This window comes from Chryseobacterium capnotolerans, from assembly GCF_021278965.1.
Taxonomy (GTDB): domain Bacteria; phylum Bacteroidota; class Bacteroidia; order Flavobacteriales; family Weeksellaceae; genus Chryseobacterium; species Chryseobacterium capnotolerans.
In genome coordinates, this window is sequence record NZ_CP065589.1 from 3,969,466 (window position 1) to 3,990,307 (window position 20,842).

General features: G+C 35.7%; 14 protein-coding genes, 1 tRNA gene and 3 pseudogenes. 9 read left to right on the plus strand and 9 right to left on the minus strand.

Translation table 11 applies throughout. From position 1 onward, the window contains the following. Positions 1 to 168: 168 nt before the first annotated feature. Both H5J24_RS19110 and H5J24_RS19115 read right to left on the minus strand, forming a co-directional pair. Positions 169 to 825: a hypothetical protein gene (locus H5J24_RS19110; protein WP_228407569.1), complete on the minus strand. Its 657-nt coding sequence runs from the start codon at positions 823 to 825 to the stop codon at positions 169 to 171. Next, complete coding sequence (locus H5J24_RS19115; protein WP_068939915.1) at positions 815 to 1,534, minus strand: DUF434 domain-containing protein; 720 nt, start codon at positions 1,532 to 1,534, stop codon at positions 815 to 817. Before H5J24_RS19115 ends, H5J24_RS19110 begins: the two co-directional genes overlap by 11 nt. A gap of 387 nt (positions 1,535 to 1,921) precedes the next feature. Between H5J24_RS19115 and H5J24_RS19120 the strand changes: the two genes are divergently transcribed. Then, on the plus strand, positions 1,922 to 2,776 hold the full coding sequence (locus H5J24_RS19120; protein WP_228407570.1) for a hypothetical protein: 855 nt from the start codon (positions 1,922 to 1,924) through the stop codon (positions 2,774 to 2,776). Positions 2,777 to 2,894: 118 nt separating this feature from the next. Continuing rightward, positions 2,895 to 3,752: a DUF4822 domain-containing protein gene (locus H5J24_RS19125; RefSeq protein ID WP_068939917.1), complete on the plus strand. Its 858-nt coding sequence runs from the start codon at positions 2,895 to 2,897 to the stop codon at positions 3,750 to 3,752. A gap of 114 nt (positions 3,753 to 3,866) precedes the next feature. On the opposite strand, the gene H5J24_RS19130 is transcribed toward H5J24_RS19125, so the two are convergent. The 5 genes from H5J24_RS19130 to H5J24_RS19150 form a co-directional block, all read right to left on the minus strand. Further along, positions 3,867 to 4,913, minus strand: a complete 1,047-nt coding sequence (locus H5J24_RS19130) for an MBL fold metallo-hydrolase (protein ID WP_068939919.1) — start codon at positions 4,911 to 4,913, stop codon at positions 3,867 to 3,869. Between the two features lie 12 nt (positions 4,914 to 4,925). Then, positions 4,926 to 6,506 carry a Na+/H+ antiporter gene (locus tag H5J24_RS19135; RefSeq protein ID WP_068939921.1) on the minus strand — a complete coding sequence of 527 codons (1,581 nt, stop codon included), beginning with the start codon at positions 6,504 to 6,506 and terminating at the stop codon, positions 4,926 to 4,928. 126 nt (positions 6,507 to 6,632) lie between these two features. After that, positions 6,633 to 7,556, minus strand: coding sequence for an alpha/beta hydrolase (locus H5J24_RS19140; protein ID WP_068939923.1), 924 nt, complete (start codon positions 7,554 to 7,556; stop codon positions 6,633 to 6,635). A 651-nt stretch (positions 7,557 to 8,207) separates the two neighbouring features. After that, the gene (locus H5J24_RS19145) at positions 8,208 to 9,074 is read right to left on the minus strand and encodes a helix-turn-helix domain-containing protein (protein ID WP_068939925.1); all 867 of its coding nucleotides are present in this window, start codon (positions 9,072 to 9,074) and stop codon (positions 8,208 to 8,210) included. 290 nt (positions 9,075 to 9,364) lie between these two features. Then, positions 9,365 to 11,119, minus strand: a complete 1,755-nt coding sequence (locus H5J24_RS19150; RefSeq protein WP_082810987.1) for an alkaline phosphatase D family protein — start codon at positions 11,117 to 11,119, stop codon at positions 9,365 to 9,367. A gap of 238 nt (positions 11,120 to 11,357) precedes the next feature. On the opposite strand from H5J24_RS19150, the gene H5J24_RS19155 reads away from it, so the two are divergent. Then, positions 11,358 to 12,887 (plus strand): T9SS type A sorting domain-containing protein, encoded by a 1,530-nt coding sequence (locus H5J24_RS19155; RefSeq protein ID WP_068939929.1) that lies wholly within the window; start codon positions 11,358 to 11,360, stop codon positions 12,885 to 12,887. Positions 12,888 to 12,987: 100 nt separating this feature from the next. Here H5J24_RS19155 and H5J24_RS19160 read toward each other — a convergent pair. Together H5J24_RS19160 and mce are read right to left on the minus strand one after the other, a co-directional pair. After that, positions 12,988 to 13,061, minus strand: a tRNA-Ile gene (locus H5J24_RS19160). A gap of 62 nt (positions 13,062 to 13,123) precedes the next feature. Further along, on the minus strand, positions 13,124 to 13,522 hold the full coding sequence (gene mce, locus H5J24_RS19165) for a methylmalonyl-CoA epimerase (RefSeq protein ID WP_047095995.1): 399 nt from the start codon (positions 13,520 to 13,522) through the stop codon (positions 13,124 to 13,126). Positions 13,523 to 13,615: 93 nt separating this feature from the next. On the opposite strand from mce, the gene rbfA reads away from it, so the two are divergent. From rbfA to ribD, 6 genes and pseudogenes are all read left to right on the plus strand, one after another. Then, positions 13,616 to 13,975, plus strand: coding sequence for a 30S ribosome-binding factor RbfA (gene rbfA, locus H5J24_RS19170; RefSeq protein ID WP_068939931.1), 360 nt, complete (start codon positions 13,616 to 13,618; stop codon positions 13,973 to 13,975). A 3-nt stretch (positions 13,976 to 13,978) separates the two neighbouring features. Continuing rightward, positions 13,979 to 15,183: pseudogene (locus H5J24_RS19175) on the plus strand (ABC transporter permease). Positions 15,184 to 15,289: 106 nt separating this feature from the next. Further along, a complete protein-coding gene (locus H5J24_RS19180) occupies positions 15,290 to 17,053 on the plus strand; it encodes an endonuclease (protein ID WP_232815784.1) in 1,764 nt (587 codons plus the stop codon). A gap of 62 nt (positions 17,054 to 17,115) precedes the next feature. Further along, positions 17,116 to 17,854: pseudogene (locus H5J24_RS19185) on the plus strand (shikimate dehydrogenase family protein). A 74-nt stretch (positions 17,855 to 17,928) separates the two neighbouring features. After that, positions 17,929 to 19,732 (plus strand): annotated as a pseudogene (locus tag H5J24_RS19190) (DUF349 domain-containing protein). A gap of 63 nt (positions 19,733 to 19,795) precedes the next feature. Next, the gene (gene ribD / locus H5J24_RS19195; protein ID WP_068939938.1) at positions 19,796 to 20,821 is read left to right on the plus strand and encodes a bifunctional diaminohydroxyphosphoribosylaminopyrimidine deaminase/5-amino-6-(5-phosphoribosylamino)uracil reductase RibD; all 1,026 of its coding nucleotides are present in this window, start codon (positions 19,796 to 19,798) and stop codon (positions 20,819 to 20,821) included. Positions 20,822 to 20,842: the final 21 nt, after the last annotated feature.

The window sequence follows — 20,842 nt, forward strand, 5'->3', positions numbered from 1 at the left end:
AATATTAGCTAAATAGGTTGGAAGATGGGAGCTGGAATAAGGAAGTTATAAAGGTCATAAAGATCAATTCTATTCCTTTTTTACATCCTTAAAATCTATAAAAAGATGATTAGAAATTTCACGGCAAAGAGTAACTCCCAGCCTCATTCTTCCCGCTTCCAGACTTTTCTACTCATTGATAAATTTTTCCAGAAACCCTATCAGCTTTGTTCCACTGTGGCTCCAGCGAATTCCGTGCCCCTCTTTTTCCCGGACTTCAAACACCAATTCGTGTTTATAATGAAAGAAGACATTCCACCAGGTTTTATTTTCAAGGATGTACCGAATTTTCTGCATCACTTTTTCCTGTTTCTGCTTATTATTTCCTTTTACTTCGCCCCAAAAATCATCATCATTCATTCTTCCGGTATGTTTTTCCCAGGCACGTTGGGCAATGGTAATTTCTTCGTTAAAGGACTTCTGGCAAGCTTCAATCAAAACAGAAGTTAGGGGCGGGACTGCTGTTTCATCACGAATACTTGCTGAGGTTAGCCTTTGCCCTAAAACAATCAGCCAGTCTTCAAATGATATTTTTTCCAAATACTTTGCTTTAACCTCATCAGTGTCATTACAGGTAAAGATCTTGACAAACTGATTAAAGACTTTTTCCCTGTCAATACTTATTTCTTCATTAAAATAAGGCAGATTCCAGTCCAATATTTTATCCTGAAATTTTTGAATGTTTTCATCCAACATTTTTAAATGCTCTTCTACCAGAATAGGCTTATACTTTTCCTTCCATTCATCTGAAATGAAAGGAATATAGTGTTCAAACTTATTGATCATAACATTGTATCAAATTAACAGATAAGTTTTCTTCCTTGATCAGATAGCCGATGAGGTTAAACCATTCTTTGCAATGATCCAAAATCCAGGCATCTGAAGAAATAATTGTTGCTGCGCTTTCTGCCAGAAACTTATCGGGGCTAAACTCAAGTTCGGCCTCCCAGTTAAGTTGATTTTCCACCGCAGCATCAAGAACCATCTGCTTAATTCTTCCGCTGTTGGAAACCGGCTGGTCAAAAATCCAAACCAATTTCTGAACCTGGCTTTTCTGAAAAAACATCCCCACAAGTTCTATGGCTCTCTGGGTCTGGTTGACCCTCTTATACGTTCCATGAACACCGGAGAGATCTCGAAAACAACCATCAACCCCTTCAAAAATATAGGCTTCTGACAATAAACTTTCCAACAGAATCAATACATTGAAGCCATCAAGGTAAACGGTTTTCTCTTTCAGATCTGATATTTTCTGCTGTTTCTGCTTTCTGTCATAAATTTGTTCTTCAGATGCTGATGCACCACGCAAGACTTGTATCTGTCGTGTTTTCAATCTATATCTGTTTCCAACAAGATCAGACGCCGCTTTTTCGGCATATCCTCTTGTGAGTAAATACTGCATATCCTGAACAGCCAATTTCAGCTTGCTGATCTGTTTTTCTGAACCGAACAGCATATCATCGCCTGTATTTTTTCCGCGGTTTCTGTTATTCATACTCAAAAATAGAGTTTTTAAAGATAAAGTTCTCGCAGATTTTGCTGATTACGCAGATTTTTCGCAATCGCCTACTCAATGTGAAAACTATAGACACAAATATCAATAATGCTTTTCAGAAATGTCATAATCTCATATTGTACAAAGAATATATTCTCTAATATATAAAGGAGAAGACTTAAAAAATAATTAAACACAAAAGGCACAAAAGATTTAAACACTTAAGAGATTTTAAGTTAAAAGCTTTGAGTACAAAAAGTACACAAAAGTTTTTGAAAATCTTTGATTTTCATATCCTCAATCATCTGCGAAATCTGTGTTCTCTGCGAGATAATAGTTTTTTTCATAAGGCAGTTTATTGTACTTTTAAGGAAAATACGCCAAGTCATGAAAATAAAGAATCCGTTTTTATTTGTTTTAGTATGTTTCTCTTTTTGCCTTTTAAGCTGTGAAAATAAAACGAAAGAAAAGATGATTAACCTTGCAGGTCTTGGTAAAAACCATGAAACCCTGAAAAATGTTGATAACTTTGATAAAAATACTAAAACGATTCACGTACTTGTTGCCTTATGTGATAATAAATACCAAGGAATTGTTCCGGTTCCGGAAAAAATAGGAAACGGACAAGATCCTGATCAGAACTTATATTGGGGAGCAGCTTATGGAATCCGTACTTTTTTTAAAAAGAGTAAGGAGTGGAAACTTTTAAAGGCTGAAAAAAAGGATTCAATAAGGATGGAAAGGCTTATTTTTCAGCACACCTCAAAGAAAGATTATTACCTGGTTGCTGATGCTTATGACGGGCAATATATCAAAAATTGCACAAAGGACTTTTTCTATAGCAGTTCAGGGCAGATGAAGGATGTACTTTCTATTAATAATACCAAGATTGGGTTATACGGCAATTCCAAACTCATTTCTTATATAGGACATGACGGATTAATGGATTTTCAATTATCAGAATCTTTTAAAAATACAGATGGGCAGACTAGAGACTGCATCATTTTAGCCTGTTACAGTAAAAAGTTTTTCTCACCTTTATTACAGGAAACGAAAGCTAATCCTTTGGTTTGGTCCAGCCATCTGATGGCTCCTGAAGCCTATATTCTGCATGATGCTTTAACAGGCTATCTCAACAATGAATCAGGTGAAGAAATCAGAAGCAAAGCAGCACTGGCCTATTCAAAATATCAGAAATGCAGTGTAAAAGCGGCTAGAAATCTTTTGGTGACAGGCTGGTAATATCATATTATTCAAACCAATAGAGAATTGGTTATATTTTTTACAACAAAAGAGATATTTTATACAACAGTTTTGATAGGGATTAGAAATAAGTTTGCAAAGACTTAAAAATACCCTTATGAATACACTGAAAAAACTATGTTATTTATCTGCAGCGATACTTTCCTCTGCTTCTTTCGTTTCATGTTCAAGCGATGATAACGAAATTATTATCGAACAACAGACTCCCTCACAAGTTCTGGCTTCTACTCCATGGGAAACTACAGGGGCTAAAGATAAAAATGGGGCTAATGTAGCCTTAACAGATGCCAGCGTGGCTGGATATGTAGGATTTGCTTATTTTAAAGCAGACGGAAATTTTGCTATTTACAACTTAACTGATGTATTAAGATCAAGAGGAACATGGTCTGTAGATGCTCAGGGAAAAACAAGAAGCATTACTTCTTTAAATCCGGATGCATCAATCATCTTCAAGCGTGATGTTGAAATTCTTGTTTTAAACAGAAATGAATTCACATACAGAATCCGTCCTAATGCAACAGATCCATCAGTTTATTATGATATTATCCATACAAAAACGACTCATGCTGAACCAAAAAACGGACAGCTTACATTAGCCTCTACTCCATGGAAAACTACTGATGCTAAAGACAACAGCGGATCTACTGTAGCATTAACGGATGCAAGCGTGGCTGGCTATGTAGGATATTCTTATTTTAAAGCTAATGGAACGTTTAAAATCTTCGGATTAAATGATGTCTTAAGATCTCAGGGAACATGGACTATTTCACCTGATGGAAAGACAAGAACACTTGTTGCCTTAGATGCTAATGGGAATGTACTTTTCACCCGTACTGTAAATATTCTTGTACTGAACGAAACTACATTTACCTACAGAATCACCCCAGATGCAGCTAATCCGGCTGTATTTTACGATATCATTCATACAAAGGATTCTCACAAGGAACCACAGTAGTGATTATTTTTTTTGATAATAAGGAAAACCTGCTCAGTGATGGGCAGGTTTTAATTGTATTAGTGACATTCTCATTCTGGTTAAAATATTTGAAAATCATAAAGAAATTCTTTATTACCAGAACTCTTCCCACCATTTTTTCCAGGTTACATTTCCCAATTGGTCCAGGTCTACTTTTTCTCCTATAATAGGTAAAGTAATTGGCTGATTATTTTCTTCCGCATTTTTAGCAGCAAGCTCTACCGGCTCAAACCATGCATGCTGAGAAAGCTTGAATTTTGAATGATGAACAGGGATAAAATTTTTAGCTTTTAATTCCTTTACTTCTCCAATAAGCTGATCCGGTAATGTATGAATGTAGGGCCATTTTTCGTTGTACTGCCCACATTCCATAACAGCCAGGTCAAACGGGCCATATTTATTTCCAATTTCGGTAAAATGATTTCCATAACCGCTATCGCCGCCTAAAAACAGATTCTTGGTTGGAGTCTTTAATACAAATGAGGTCCAAAGGGATATATTTCTATTTAATAATCTGCCGGAGAAATGTCTTGCCGGAGTGAGGGTAATTCGGAAACCATCTGCAATATCTATACTTTCCCACCAGTTTTTCTCAATAATCTTTTCCGATTCCCAGCCCCAATATTCAAAATGCTGCCCAGTTCCTAGTCCACAAATTACCTTTTCCACTTTATTTTTTAAAGCCTGTACCGTTTTATAATCCAAATGATCCCAATGATCGTGGGAAATCAATAGAAAATCTATATCCGGCATATGTTCCGGCTTATAATAATCTGCTCCTTGAAATGCTTTTATAGATCCGGGCATTGGTGAAGCATTTCCACTAAAAACAGGATCTATCAAGAATTTTTTGCCATCAACCTGTATAAAATAAGAGCTGTGCCCGAACCATACCAAAACATTTTCTTTTGGAGAAAGGTTTTTAAGATCTGTAACCACAAACGGAAGTGCAGATTTGGGTGAAGTATTTTCTACCTTACACAAACTGTTCAGAAGGGCTTTGGTCATACTTTCTCCTTCTAATAAAGCTGGTGTGATAAGTATATTCTGAAATCTTCCATTGGCATAATTGGGAAGTGTGCTGAAGTATTCCTTTCTTTTTTCATCAGGAAACTGCCCGAGTTGTTTTACTAAATTCATTTCCTTATTTTTTTACATTCTCAGCCTTTCTTCTTCAAGATCCAGCCTTGTTAAATAATGTCTTATATATTCCTCGTCTATATTCGGATTTCGTCTGTTTTCTTCCCGCAGCCAGATGCGCTGCTGTTCGAGAGTTTCAAAATAAATCTCTTTGGCATCATCTGATAATTTATGGGTAGAACCTTCTTTATCTTCCTGTTCCCAACGATCCATCAATTTATTGAAATATTCATTTTCATTTCTTCGCTCTTTATAGTTTTCATCAAGATATCTGAAAGCCACCTTGCGCATTTCTTTTCTCAAATAATGCTCGGATTCTTCCTCAGACAAATATCCTCCTCCGGTATCTGATAAATTAAGTTTTTTAATCAATGCCGGTAAGGTAAGCCCTTGAATGATAAGGGTAGCCAAAATCACAATAAAGGTAATGAACAGAATAAGATCACGATGGGGAAAAGGTTGTCCGTTATCCATCACAACAGGAATGGATAAAGCAGCTGCCAGAGAAACTACTCCACGCATACCCGTCCAGCTCATCAATATTGGAGCTTTCATCCCAGGATCTCTATCTGCTACATTAATGAAGTTACGCATAATTAAGGTTACAAAAACAGCTCCAAAAGAAGCAAAAAAGCGCACCACAATGAGTACAGCTGTAATTAACAACCCATAACCTACCGCGTTGGAAAGACTTATTCCTTCCTTGTCCAGCCCTACCATAATTTCCGGAAGATCTAGTCCAATTAATAGAAATACAATCCCGTTAATCAGAAATACAAAACTTTCCCAGACATTGGACCCTTTGAGCCTAGATTCTGAAGTTCGGAAGATTTCATGTCTTCTGATGGAAAGAAACAATCCGCCGCTTACTACGGCTAAAACTCCGGAAGAGTGAACTTCTTCAGCAGCAATATACATTACATAAGGAGCTACCAAACTGAGTATAGCATCCATATTGACATCAGTGGGGAATATTTTCTCAATTTTAAGAAAGATAAAGGCCAATACGACGCCTATCCCTAACCCTCCAAATACCATCCATCCAAAATTTACCGCTGCATCCTGCCATATAAACTGTCCGGTTGCTACCGCTACCATTGCAAATCTAAAGATGATAAGAGAGGAAGCGTCATTGAATAAACTTTCGCCTTCCAAAACAGTAGACAGGTTTTTAGGAACTTTTACAAACTTTAAAATAGCTCCTGCACTCACGGCATCCGGTGGAGAAACAATCCCGCCCAATACAAAACCTAATGCTAATGAAAATCCGGGAATATAAGAATTGGCCACAAAGGCTACTGATATAGCGGTAAGAAATACTACAATAAAAGCAAAGCTGGTAATGATCCGCCTCATTTTCCAGATTTCCTTCCATGAAACGGCAAATGCAGCTTCATACAACAATGGGGGTAAAAAAATGATGAATATAAGTTCGGGATCTATTTTTATGGGGGGCAAGCCGGGAATAAAGCTGATCAACAGCCCTGCAATCACCAGTATAATGGGATAAGCTACTTTTAAACGATTGGCCAGCATAATAGCCCCAATAATAACAAGAACCAGTCCGAGATAATATATAAAATTCTCCACCATTTGCTTTTTCAATTAATTGTGTGGATCTAATTTATATATTTTTTGAGAAATATGATTGTTTTTTTAATTGGTTTTCGATTTTAAAATCAATACTGCCACACAAAAGCATAGCAGTATTTTATGTTTTTATATTAATTTCTCTTGAAAGAAAGGTGCTAATTGACTTACCGCTTCATTCACATAGTTTTCTCTGTCATATAAAGACATATGATTGGCTCCTTGAATGATATATTTTCTCTTATCACCAGAAGCAGCACGCTCAAGCAGATCATCACTCATCCATGCACTGCCTGCAGCACTTCCTACTATAGCTAAAAGAGGTTGTGTAAAGAATGCTTCTGCTTTATTATAAGCATCATAAGAAATGATCTGCGAAAGGCTTCGTGCTGTAGCAAAACCTGGTGCTGTAGGATATTGACAACGATCTGTATGGTAATATTCCCAAGCTTCTCTCAATTCTTCATTTGGTGCATCCTCTTCTCTCATTGGGGCTAAAGGAATAGTCTGGATTTCTGTGTTCCCTGTATCAGCTGTTCTTGCATTAGAACCTGCTAGTAAAAAAGGTAATGCATCGGCATCTTTTACATTGTTTTCCCATCCGTTTCTGAACATGGATCCGATGTTTACAGCACTCACCATTCCCACAGCCTTAATTCTATGATCGTTGATAGCTGCATTAGCTGTATATCCTGCTCCTGCACAAATTCCCATAGCTCCGATCTTATCAGCATCTACATAAGATAAGGTTGTAAGGTAATCAATTACTGCACTTATGTCTTCTGTTCTGATATAAGGATTTTCCAATTGGCGTGGTTCTCCTGTACTTTCTCCCTGATAAGAAGCATCATATGCAATTGTTATCAATCCATATCCAGCTAATCTTTTAGCATATAAGCCTGCGGTCTGCTCTTTTACTCCGCCCCCCGGATGGGACACTATGACTGCTGGATATTTTTTGTTATGATCAAACTCTTCAGGGAAATTAATGACGGCTGATAGGATAATTTCCTGGGCGTTTGTGTTTTTAATACTGATTTTTTCCTGTGACATGATTTTATATTTTTTTTGTTACTTTTTTAAAAAGAAGCCGGATGAAGTAACATTTTATTTTTAACTTCTTTTTCCCGGATATTCTTCTTTTATTTTGACAAATCAAAGGTAGCAAGGCATGCTCCCTTGGAAAGGAGACACATTACCTGAAAACAGATACATTTTACTTTTTGTATTTTACTGATTCTATTGTAATTTTTAGCGAAAGCCAGATGATGTTTTTGGGTATTTTTCAGAACTGCTAAAGTTTCATCTCTCGCAGATTTCGCAGATGACTTCGGATATGAAAATCATAAATTTTCAAAAATTTCTGTGTACTTTTTGTACTCAAAGCTTTTAACTTAAAATCGCTTAAGTGTTTAATTTTTTGCGACTTTTGTGGTTAGTCACAATCCTTATTAGATTGCAGAATTTTATTTCCCAAAGATTGCTCAGATTTAGACAGATGTTTTTTAATATTACTCATCATTTATTACTCATTACTTATATATTAGCCCGGATAGTAACGGTTACCCCGCAGCCAAACTGGAAAGTTGGGGAGGTAAGCATGGGATGTGCTGGCGCGAGGAGTATGAGTGCATAGCCGGAAAAGCTTCTGAAAAAGTAAAAGACAACTCGCTGAGCTGCCTTTTATTATATTGTTGAAACTGTTTACTGATTCCTGAAAACTTTTGGGGAAAGTCCTGTTTTCTTGCGAAAGAATCTTGCAAAATAGTTAGGATAGTCGAACCCAAGGCTGTAAGATATTTCACTTACGGAAAGACTTGTATTCTTGAGTTTATCTTTTGCCAGCTTTACAACGTAATCATGAATATGATCCAATGGTGATTTGCCTGTAAAGTGCTTGATGAGATCACCGAAATAATTGGGAGAAAGGTTACTTTTCTGTGCAAAATAGGCTACAGAAGGCAAGCCGGCAAGAGTTTCATTGTCTATGAAATAATGATCCAGATTTTTGTAAAATTCATCGATTACCCTGTGATAAATCTCACTTCGGGTATCAAACTGACGGTCATAAAAATCTTTAACGTAAGTAAGAATCAGGTTGGCATAAGAGATGATAACCTTTTTTGAATAATATTCTTTCTGAAATTCGTGGTTTGCTTTTATAAAGAGATCCCACAAAATACTTTCTTCTTCTTTAGTGAGGAAAAGAGCTTCATGATTGTTATAATGTACAAAGCTATAATCTTTGGCATATTTCTCAAGATATTTAGCCCCCATCATAATACACAAACCTGAAAATGGTGGTGCAATCTCCCACTCAAGCGTATTTTGCGGGCAATCCACATACATATAAGATGAATCTGACTGATCTTCCAGAAGCTGACGACTAACAAACTTAACTTCCATCGGTGGTTTGATAGCCAAAAGATAAAAATCAATAGTTACCGGCTCAGATTTTAGCCTGATATCATTCTGCTTTTCAAAATCTACGATGTGAAGATCATCACTTTTCAGACTGCCAACATTCAGGTATTGACAGAATTCGGGTATATTTAATATTTTTATACTCATTGTACAGTCTTTCAATAATGGGTAAAATTAAATATTTTGAACAGTATCCTTATGATACATATTCAGGAAAAACGGATACATTTTCCGGTTTATCTTTCTATATTTTTACAACCAAGAAAATATTAATCGGACAAGTGATTAACCAGCTAGGTTGGGAGACTAATGGTACAAACTCTTTTCTAAAATTCTCTTGCATCTGTTCAAGATATGACAAAAAATGAACATATAAAAAGCTCCAGTGTTATCTGAAGCTCTGTACAAAATTGAAAATAAGATCTATTCTTAAAAAACTATGAAATTGTATATTTTTTTTCTGTAGAAACATTATAAATATCAGAAGTCACATTATCTACAAACCTCCATTCTGCGTCAGAACTTCCGGTAGTAAATTTCACATGCAGATAGCCTCTTTTATAAAGGTTGGCATACTCCAGATCATCAATCAGTGAAGAAAATGCCTGAGCCAGAGCAATCGCTTGGGTAGGATCTGAGGTAATCCCAAGATAACCTTCAAGTCCTGGCGAAGAAACAGAGCTGCAGGCTAACTCGGTTCCTATAAATTTCCCTTGTGCATTGGTAAGCTTTCCCAACCATGCATTATGGGTATCTCCTGCCAGCACAACAATTTTTTTATCGGCAAGGATAGAATACAATTGCTCTCTTTCTATGAAGTATCCGTCCCAGGCATCCAGATTATAAGGTAATGTAGTGGTTATTCTTGCTATTTCCTGTGGAGTAAGGGTGGGGTCCTGAGCTTTGTATCTTCCTTTTATGACGACCAACTGTCCAATGGTATTCTGAAGGGCCTGCATTGTTGCTGGCTGGGCACTTCCATGGTTTTTTATTTCTGCTAAAATCTGGTTCAATAGCATTAATAGTTCTGCTGGGACCATCATTTTGGTCATTAAGATCTGTTGTCCCAAAACCTTCCATTTAGCGGCATCAGTATTGATCTGTGAGCCTAGCCACGACATCTGTTCGCTTCCGATCAGTTTTCTGTTGGGATCTAAAAAGTCTGCTTTAAACTTTCCCTGATCAAAATTTCCGGTATTATCCAGATAATCTGAATACTCCAATTGTTTATCTCTTGCAATCACTCTTGTATCCATCATATAAAGAGATACAATATTTCCGAAATTGAAACTTCTGTAAATTCGAAGATCTTTTCCCGTTTTGAGAGGAATATATTCGCTGTAAGCCTGGAATGCAGCTTTTTTTCTTGCCTCAAAACTCCCTTCATCCGGTTGATGATTTTCTGCTCCGGATTTATAGGTATCATTGGCAAATTCATGGTCATCCCATACACAGATAAAAGGTTTTTTCTGATGAGCCAATTGAAGATTTTTATCTCCTCTGTACTGTCTGTATCGTTCTCTGTAATCGTTAAGATTCAGGATTTCTTTAGCAGGTTTATGTGCTCTTCCTAACGAGTTGGTATAAGGGTTGGTTCCATATTGTCCCGGTGCATATTCATAAATATAATCTCCAAGATGCACAACAACATCTGCTTCAGATTTGGCAACCGCTCCATATACATTGAAAAGTCCCGCCGGAAAATTAGAACATGATACTACCGCCATCTTCACATCGTTCACGGTATCTGTTTTAGATGGTAATGTAATGGTTTCTCCTGTTACACTAACCTCTTTAGTTTTAAGATTATAAAATCTATAATAATATTGAGTATTGGACGGAATATTCTGTACATCTACGGCTACTGTAAAGTCATTAGCAATTGAAGCACTAGCTTTACCACTTCTCAAAACTTCAGAAAAATTGCTATTTCTGCTTATTTCCCAGGTAATTTCTGCATCAGCTCCTCCAGAATATCTTGTCCATATAATAACTCCAGCGGCTGTGGGATCAAAACTGGCTACTCCGGTATCAAAACCTGCATTTTTAAGATCATCAGGAGCTTTTCCATTGTCAGTAAAATCATCATCACTACAGCTTATAATCAGAGGAGCAATAAAGAGTCCTCCGGCTGCTAAGAGTGAATTCTTAAGAAACCTTCTTCTGTTAAGTTGGTTGTTATTTTCCATCATTACTTTTTTCTGCAAAACAACAGGATCTGCAGAAAAAAGCTGTTAACTGAGTTTTAATTATTCTTTACGCTTTTTTTAAACATATGTTTAACATGATATTCTCTGAAATTATTAAATGTTGGAAGGAGTAATTTGCTATACCAACCTTCAATAAAATGGAAATCAAAATATTATACATATAAAAAATTCTTTAGTTTAAGGATATAAAACTATTTTTGTAAAAACTAATAATTTAATTATGAGAAAACTTCTATTCTTTTTTTTATTAAGCTGTATTTCTATTGAAAGTCAAGTTTTTGATACCAACTATGGAACAAATGGACGACTATATGTAGATATACCTCCAAACGCAAACAAAGAATATAACAACAAAACCTTCTATACTTCCGATCAGAAAACTGTAAATGTAGGCTACTATGATACTGGCTCTTTTACTACGAAAACATATTTTGTAACAAAATATAATTTTGATGGTACACCAGATGCAAATTTTGGAAATAATGGACTTTTATCTATACCCAATCTTCCAAATAACACAGGGCAAATTATGATTAATGGATCAGTAATGCTGGATGATAACTCTATAATCCTTTCCTGTTCGGCAAATATGAAAGCCTATTTAATTAAGATCACAAGCAATGGAACTATTGATACTTCATTTGGTGTAAATGGGTTTAAACTGGCTGATTTTCTTTTTACTGCAAATACTATGGCTTATGGAAACTTGATAAAAGATGAAAATAATCAAATTTTTGTAGTTTACAATTCAGCAACCTATATTACGAACGGTTTTAAAGCGTATATCAATCTTTGTAAAATCTTTCCTGACGGCACTATTGATACAAGCTTTGGGAATAATGGCTTCAGCTCAGTATTGATCAACAGGGATTATAACTATGTTGATCTAAAAAAAACCAGAATAAAAAATGGTAAAGTCTACAATTTTGCAACGTTGTCTTACTATGACCAATCTGGTAACAGCCAACAAACTGATGTTTGGATCTGCCACTACTTAAATGGGACACCAGACTCAGGTTTTGGTGATAATGGTTACATCTATACTCCAAAAGATATTTACATTTACGATTATAATATTCAGGATGATGGTAAAATTCTCATCGCCAAATACGTAGATGTAAGTGCTGCCAATAAGTATCTGAGAGCTGCCAGGTATTTACGATCAGGAGCAATTGATACTTCATTCGGAAATGCAGGAGTTGTTGAATCCGGATTTGGGCAATGGTCAACACATATTCCTTACAAGATTATGGAAATGGATCACAACATTTATATTTTTTCAATTTACCGTAAAAGTGATTCACCAATAGACTATACTTCAAACATATTAAAATATAACGCAAGCGGAATCCCTGATCTTACATTTGGCACCAATGGTATGTTTAAATTTCCCGCCAATATTCATTCTATTACAGATGTCTTTGTAAATGGTAATAAAGGTTTTATTATTTCAGCCCAAAATGTTGCTTTTGCAGAGCTTGTGAATATGAAGGTAAACTACGAAACGGGAACACTGAACACAGACAATGTATCTTCTGCCACACCAATAAAACCTTTTCCAAATCCTGTTGCAGACATCCTTTATGTTTCCGGTTTCAAGAATGAGAAATTTACCATTTTTAATTCCCTTGGACAAAAAATGAAAACAGGATTCTATACAGACAAAGGAATTCATGTTCAGGATCTCAATAAAGGAAATTACTGGCTGAAACTTGAGAACTCACAAGCTGTACAGTTTATCAAAAAATAATGAAACTATGAGAAAGAGATAATCACAAAATATATTCCTCGATTACATTACTCAAGAAAATAAAAAAGCACCTACATTTCTGTAAGTGCTTGATTTTCTGTGGTCCCACCTGGGCTCGAACCAGGGACCACCTGATTATGAGTCAGGTGCTCTAACCAACTGAGCTATAGGACCTCAAAACTTGGTTAAATTTTGTGTTTGCAAAAATAGTAAAATTTCTTTCACTACAAAATTTTTTATTGCTTTTCTTGGCAAAGTTCTACCAGCACACCGTTTGTTGACTTTGGATGAAGGAATACAACTAATTTGTTATCAGCACCTTCTTTAGGTTCTTCGGAGATAAATTGAAATCCTTCTTTTTTTAATCTTTTTACTTCCTCCAGGATATTTTCAACCCCAAATGCAAGATGATGGATCCCTTCGCCTTTCTTTTCGATAAATTTTGAGATTGGACTTTCAGGATTGCTGGCTTCCAAAAGCTCTATTTTACTTTCTCCGGTTTCATAAAAAGAAGTTACCACTCCTTCTCTTTCCACAGTTTCTTGTTTATAGGATTCTTTTCCTAATAATTTAGCAAAAAGTTCATCAGAAACCCCTAAAGACTTTACAGCGATACCAATATGTTCTAGTTTCATAAATACTAATAAATATAATTAATTCGTAAATTTGATACTGTAGCTGAATTTCAAAGTATCAATTCAAACAAAAGTAGTAAATTTGCAGAAATTATGGAAAGTAACAGACAAAGAAAAGTAGCACAGATCATTCAGGAAGACTTCGCAGAACTTTTCCGCAAACAGGCTGCTGACAGCAAACAAAGTATATTGGTATCCGTTTCAGATGTAAAAGTAACGGCAGATTTAGGAATTGCTAAAATTTATTTAAGTATTTTCCCTCAGGAACACCGTACAGCGGTCATGAAGGAAATTGAAGAAAACAAACCTCAATACAGAAATTTTATCGGCCAGAAAATGGCAAAACAGGTCCGTATCATTCCGCAGCTTAACTTTTACTTAGATACTGCTCTTGATGACGTAGAAAGACTGGATAGAGAATTAAGAGGCGAAGGCGACAATCCAGTTTTATAGATCTTGAAGAATATTGCATTTTACATAGCATCCAGATACCTTTTGGCAAAAAAGGCAGTACCGCTGTTACATTTATTACGTGGCTGGCAGTAGGTGCTATGACGGTTGCTGTGGCCGCAATGTTCGTTATTATTTCAGTTTTCTCAGGACTTGAGGACCTGAACAAAGACTTAATCTCCAACCTTCATGCTGACCTGACCTTAAAAAGCGCATCAGGTAAAACCATTAAAAATCTGGATCAGGTTAATAAGGTTTTAAGCAATAATAAAGATATAAGCAGCCATTCCCGAATTATTGAAGAAAAGGTATACATCAGTTTTAATGGAAAAGGTGATATTGCCTTCTTACGCGGTGTTGATTCTGCATACACCAAAGTAAATCCTATCAATAAAGAGATATTCTATGGAACGTATCCAAGTTTCAAATACTCTAATGAAGTATTGATGGAAAACAGTCTTGACAATAGACTATCTATTCCAGTGGATTCTTCTAATCATTATGCGACCATCTTCATGCCAAAACCAGGAACTGGGATCATTAACAAAGAAGATGATATTTACAACAAAAGAGATATTCTGGTAACCGGTGTTTTCCCAGGAAAAGATCAACTTGACAACTATATTGTCTCTCCTATTGAACTTGCGGAAGAATTATTAAGTCTTCCCAGAAATTCAGCGTACCAGATTGTTATTAAATTAAAAAATCCGGAAAATGCTGATGCTGTAAAACAAAACCTGCTCTCTTCTTTTGGTAAAAACATTGAAATAAAAACAAAAGAAGAGGAAAATGCGGCCTTCTGGAAGATGATTAATACTGAAAAGCTATTCATCTACCTGATCTTTGCATTGGTTATTTTCATCACTACCTTTAATCTTGCCGGAGCAATCATTATCTTACAGCTTGATAAAAAAGAACAGGCAAAATCTCTTATTTCTTTAGGGTTTCCTTTAAGCCACCTAAGAATGACCTATTTCTACACCGGACTTCTTATTGTTGTTTCCGGAGTGATTACCGGTTTAATCTTTGGAACCGCCTTATGTTATTTCCAGCTTTACACAGAATTCTTCAGAGCCAATGAAGTATTACCCTTCCCTGTCAAAATAGTAGGCAAGAATTATCTTATTGTAGCTCTTACTGCCTCTATATTTGGAATTGCCATTTCATGGTTCTTTTCAAAGATCAGTAAAGACTATATTACTAAAAATTAATATACTAAGTTTATAGATTTAACACTAAAACCCTTTTCCGGTTTCATTTTTTTGTACCTTTACGCCCCAATTTTAAAAAAATGAAACGAATTTTATCCTTTTTTTATTGAGCTTTGCATTCATTAATGGATTTGCACAAGCCCCAGCTGGTTATTATAATGCTGCTGCAGGTTTAACAGGAGCTCCTCTTAAAACAGCCCTTCAAGGGATCATTGCTTTTGGTCACCAAGATAAAGGTTATGGAGGCTTATGGACAGCCTATTACACAACTGATCGTGATACAAATACGAATTTTGAGAACGACGGAACCATATTAGACATCTATTCTGAAAAACCTAATGGACCAGATCCATACAACTTCACTGTAGGTAGTGATCAATGTGGAACCTATTCTAATGAAAGTGATTGCTATAACAGAGAACATATTGTTCCTCAAAGTTTATTTAATAAAGCTTCACCAATGGTTGCAGATATTCACTTTATCCGTCCTACCGATGGAAAAGTGAATGGTATGAGATCTAATTATCCATTTGGAAAAGTAGGAACGGCTACTTTTACTTCTCAAAACCAATCTAAATTAGGTAATTCAGTATCACCAGGATATTCAGGGACTGTTTTTGAACCCATTGATGCTTTTAAGGGTGATGTAGCTAGAATGATCTTCTATTTTGTAACAAGATATGAGGACAAACTTTCTGGGTTCAGCTCTGGTAATATGCTTGGCAGCTCAGCTTTCCCTGGTCTTCAAGCATGGGAACTTCAACAGCTTTTAGCATGGAATGCCATGGATCCTGTATCTCCGGAAGAAATAAATAGAAATAACGCTGCCTATACATACCAAGGGAACAGAAACCCATTCATTGATAATCCTACTTATGTAGATTTAATTTGGGGAACTGCCGCAGTTGACAACCAGGCTCCTACAACACCTACGAATTTAGCCACCAACACTCCAACTTCAAATTCTATTTCATTAAGCTGGACTGCATCAACAGATAATGTTGGAGTAACAGGTTATGATATTTATGTAAATAATACATTTAAATCTACTGTATCTGGAACATCAACTACAGCTACAGTATCCGGATTATTACCTCTTACCCAATATTCATTCTATGTAATTGCTAAAGATGCATTTGGAAATACTTCCCCACAAAGCAACACTGTAACAGGAACTACTCTTGACGGACCAGTTAATGTAGGAAACTGTGGTGATGAGAATTTCAGCAATATTCCTGCGAATGCAAGTGATTATAAAACCAGAACATGGACAAACAATAATGTAAACTGGACTGCAACATCAGCAAGAACAGATGAAACGATTAATGGTAAGGCTATTACCATTATGGGAGGAACTTTAACAAGTTCTGCTGTGCCAGGTGGAGTTCAGACATTAACAGCAACTACTCAAAGGAAATATAATGGAGGAGATGCTAACCTGAATGTTTTTGTGAATGATAATCTTGTAGGAACGATTCCTTATAGTGCATCAGTGACAACTACCACAATTAATGTAAACATCACTGGAAGTGCTGTTATTAAAATTGTAAACCCAAGCAGCAGCAACAGAGTAGCAATAGATGATCTTAAATGGACATGTTACAGCGGAGCATTAGCAACTTCTGAAACGAAGAAAGATAAATCAGAATTCACGATCTACCCTAACCCGGTAAGAAACAATGAACTGTTTGTAAAAGGTGAAAACCTTAGCAAAATTTCAAAAGCTGAAATCTATGATCTTTCAGGAAAAGTAATTGAAACCATTGCCAATCCTTTCAAAAACTCAAACAAAATCAACCTTAAAGGTTTAGTAAAAGGAACATACATCTTAAAAACAGATAATTTCTCTACCAAATTTATTGTAGAATAATTATTAAAAAATATTTCAAACCAAAGGCCGGATTTATCCGGTCTTTTTTTTAATTTTGATGTATGGATTCCAATAAAAAATTAGGATTAATAGGACGAAATATTTCCTATTCTTTTTCTAAAAAATTCTTCGAAAATAAGTTCCAAAAGCTTATGCTTAAAGGTTTTTCCTATGATATTTTTGATTTGAATGAAATCAATGAAGTAGAAAACCTTTTCTCCTCCCCCTGAATTACTAGGCTTTAATGTTACCATCCCTTATAAAGAACAAATCATCAGCTATCTTGATGAATTAAGTGATGAAGCTGAAAAAATAGGTGCTGTAAACTGTGTTTTAATCCAAAATGGTAAAAAAACCGGATATAATACGGACGCTTTCGGTTTTGAAAAGACCCTTCTCCTTCACAAAAAACCATCCCAGAATAAAGCATTAATCCTGGGAAATGGAGGCGCAGCAAAAGCGGTGAAATATGTTTTGGACAAACTTAATATTCCATCCCAAACCATTTCAAGAAGTACAGAAATCAATTTTGAAAATCTGGATAAAGAAACTGTTCAGGAGCATCAGATTATTATCCAATGTACACCGGTAGGCACATTTCCAAATGTTGAAGACTGTCTGGCCTTTCCTTTTGATGCACTTTCCCCGGAACACTTAATTATTGATTTAATTTACAACCCCAACTATACCCAATTTATCCTTAATGCTTCTGAAAAAGGAGCAAAAACAGTAAACGGTTACTATATGCTTGAACAACAAGCAGAAAAAGCTTGGGAAATTTGGAATTTTCAAAAAAAATAACATAAATTAGTACTTTAATTGGCCTTACAGCTATATTTAAAGGATATTAACGCCACTCACATAAAAGATTTGCTATGACTACAGAAAACAATCTTTCTGAAAACGAAGAAAAGAAAAATCCTAATGAAGTATCTCAGGAGACATCAGAAAACACAGTTTCTCATGATGCACCCCCTCATGAAGATGATGCTGAACACCTGGAAGAACATGAAGATGTTGAGATTTCTCTGGCTGATGCCCTGAAGGAAATGGAAAAACTCATTAATGCACCTGATGCCGGTGAGAATTCTAAAAAATTCAATCAGCTAAAAGAAAAAGCAAGTCATCACATCCATGATGAAGTGGAAGATAAAAAGCACGAGTTTGTAGAAGCGGGAAATGCTGCTGAAACATTCAGTTATGAACACCCTTCACAGGCAAAATTCTCAGCTTTAGTCAATATTTTCAAAGAAAAACATGACCAATTCCAAAAAGGACAGGAAGAGGAACAGAAGAAAAATCTGGAACACCGTCAAAACATTATTGAAAGGTTAAAAAATCTATATACCAATTCCGAACCGGGAACCAATCTTTTCAAATCTATCCGTGAAATTAAAGAGGAATGGTCAAAAGCCGGCCAGGTTGCCAAATCTGAATTCAAAATCCTTAACAATAATTATTTCCATCATCTGAACCAGTTTTATCAAATGCTGGATCTGAATAAGGAATTTTTGGAGCAGGAATACAGCCACAACCTTGAAAAAAGACAACACATTATTGCCCGTGCTCAAGAACTGGAAAACGAACCTGTTATTCAAAAGGCATTAAATGAGCTTCAGTATCTTCATAAACTTTGGAAAGAAGAAGCTGAACCTGTAGCTGAAGAGTTCCGTGAAAAAAACATGGGAAGAATTCAAAGAAATCTCCAATAAAATTCACGAAAGAAAATCTGAACTTTCTGCATCCATCGAAAAAGAGCAGACTGCCAATCTTGAAAAGAAAACTCAGATTATCGCTGAGATCAAAAAACTTTCAGAACCTTCTGAAACACCTAATCACAACTATTGGCAGAATTCTATCAAAAGAGTTGAAGATTTGCGTTCTGATTTCCTAAAAACCGGAAGCGTTCCTAGAAAGCTTTCCAATCAAAACTGGAATGATTTCAAAACAACCCTTCGAGGATTTAATACTACAAAAAACAATTATTATAAATCTTTAAAAGGTTCTCAACAGGCCAACCTGGAAGAAAAATTAAAATTAATCCAGACGGCTCAGGATAATCAGAATAACGAAGAATGGGATATTGCTGTTCCATTGTTCAAAAAGCTTCAGGAAGACTGGAAAAAAATTGGACACGTACCAAAGAGCATGACCAATAAGATCTGGGATGAATTCCGCGACGCTTGTAACGCTTTCTTCAACAATTACAGAGAAAAGAGCAATACTTCTACTGATAACTGGAAAGAAAATTATAAGAACAAAAAAGCCCTTCTTGACGAATTGAAAACCGTGTCCAATGATGAGGGCAGCATCGAAAAAATTGAAGCAATCAAAACAGCTTGGAATAATATTGGAAAAGTACCAAGAGATAAAATTGCCATCAACTCTGAATTCAATAAGACTTTAAGAGAGAAATTGAAGATCAATAAGATCAATGAACTTGAGCTTAAAGAAGAAGGTTTATCTGAAAATCAACTTACTGATAAAGCAAGAAAGATCAAAAATCAAATCTCTGATCTTGAAGCTGAAATCGTTAAACTTGAAAACAACCTTTCATTCTTCAATAAACCATCAAGAGAAAACCCTTTGTTAAGAGATACATACAACACAATTGATGAAAAGAAAGCTCATCTGGAAACTTTAAAGCAAAATCTCCACAGTATTATTGCTGGAGAATAAATCTTAACACAATAAATAAGGGCGGAGCAAAGCAATTTGTCTTCGCTTTTTCTTTTTATAAGTATGAATAACGACGAATTATATATTAAAAGATGTATTGAGCTGGCCCAAAAAGCCCTGGGCAATACTTATCCAAATCCTCTTGTCGGAAGTGTGATTGTTCACAATGGTGAAATCCTTGGTGAAGGTTATCATCATAAGGCAGGAGAAAACCATGCTGAAATCAACGCCATCAATTCTGTTAAAGACAAAAACCTGATTCCGGAATCAACGATTTACGTTTCTCTGGAACCCTGCGCTCATTATGGAAAAACACCTCCATGCGCTTTAAAAATTAAAGAGCTGGGCTTTAAAAAAGTAGTCATTGGTGCGATGGACTCTCATGACAAGGTTAATGGAAAGGGGAAAAAGATCATTCAGGATGCGGGAATAGAAGTCGTTTCAGGAATTCTAGAAAAGGAATGCATTGAGCTGAACAAAAGGTTTTTTACTTACCATGAAAAGAAAAGACCTTATATCATCCTGAAATGGGCAGAATCGGGCGATGGATTTTTAGATAAGGATTTTAAACCAACTGCGGTTTCAAACACTTTGGTCAATCAGTTTGTTCACCAGTTAAGAGCTGATGAACATGCCATCTTAGTAGGAACACAAACTGCTTTACATGATAACCCAAGTCTTAGTGTAAGAAAGGTGGAAGGAAATAATCCTGTCAGAATTTTAATTGATTTTGATTTAAAGGTTCCGAATAACTTTAAAATTTTCAATAACGAAGCCAAAACATTCGTTTTTAATTCTATAAAAGAAGAGACAGATGGGCAGGTACAATTTATAAAAATCAAAAAAGAAAACTTCCTTCCTGATTTGATGGAGGCTTTATACAAAGAACAAATTCAGTCTGTTATTATTGAAGGTGGCCGTTTTACTTTACAGCAATTTATTGATGCAGATCTTTGGGATGAAGCTATTGTTATTAAAAATGAAAATCTGAAATTAGAAAATGGCACAAAAGCGCCAGAATTCAACCTTATTCCTTACAAAACAGAAAACTACAGAGATAATATCATTTCTTTTTTCAAATCAAAATAAAGCTACTTTATCACTCTGGAA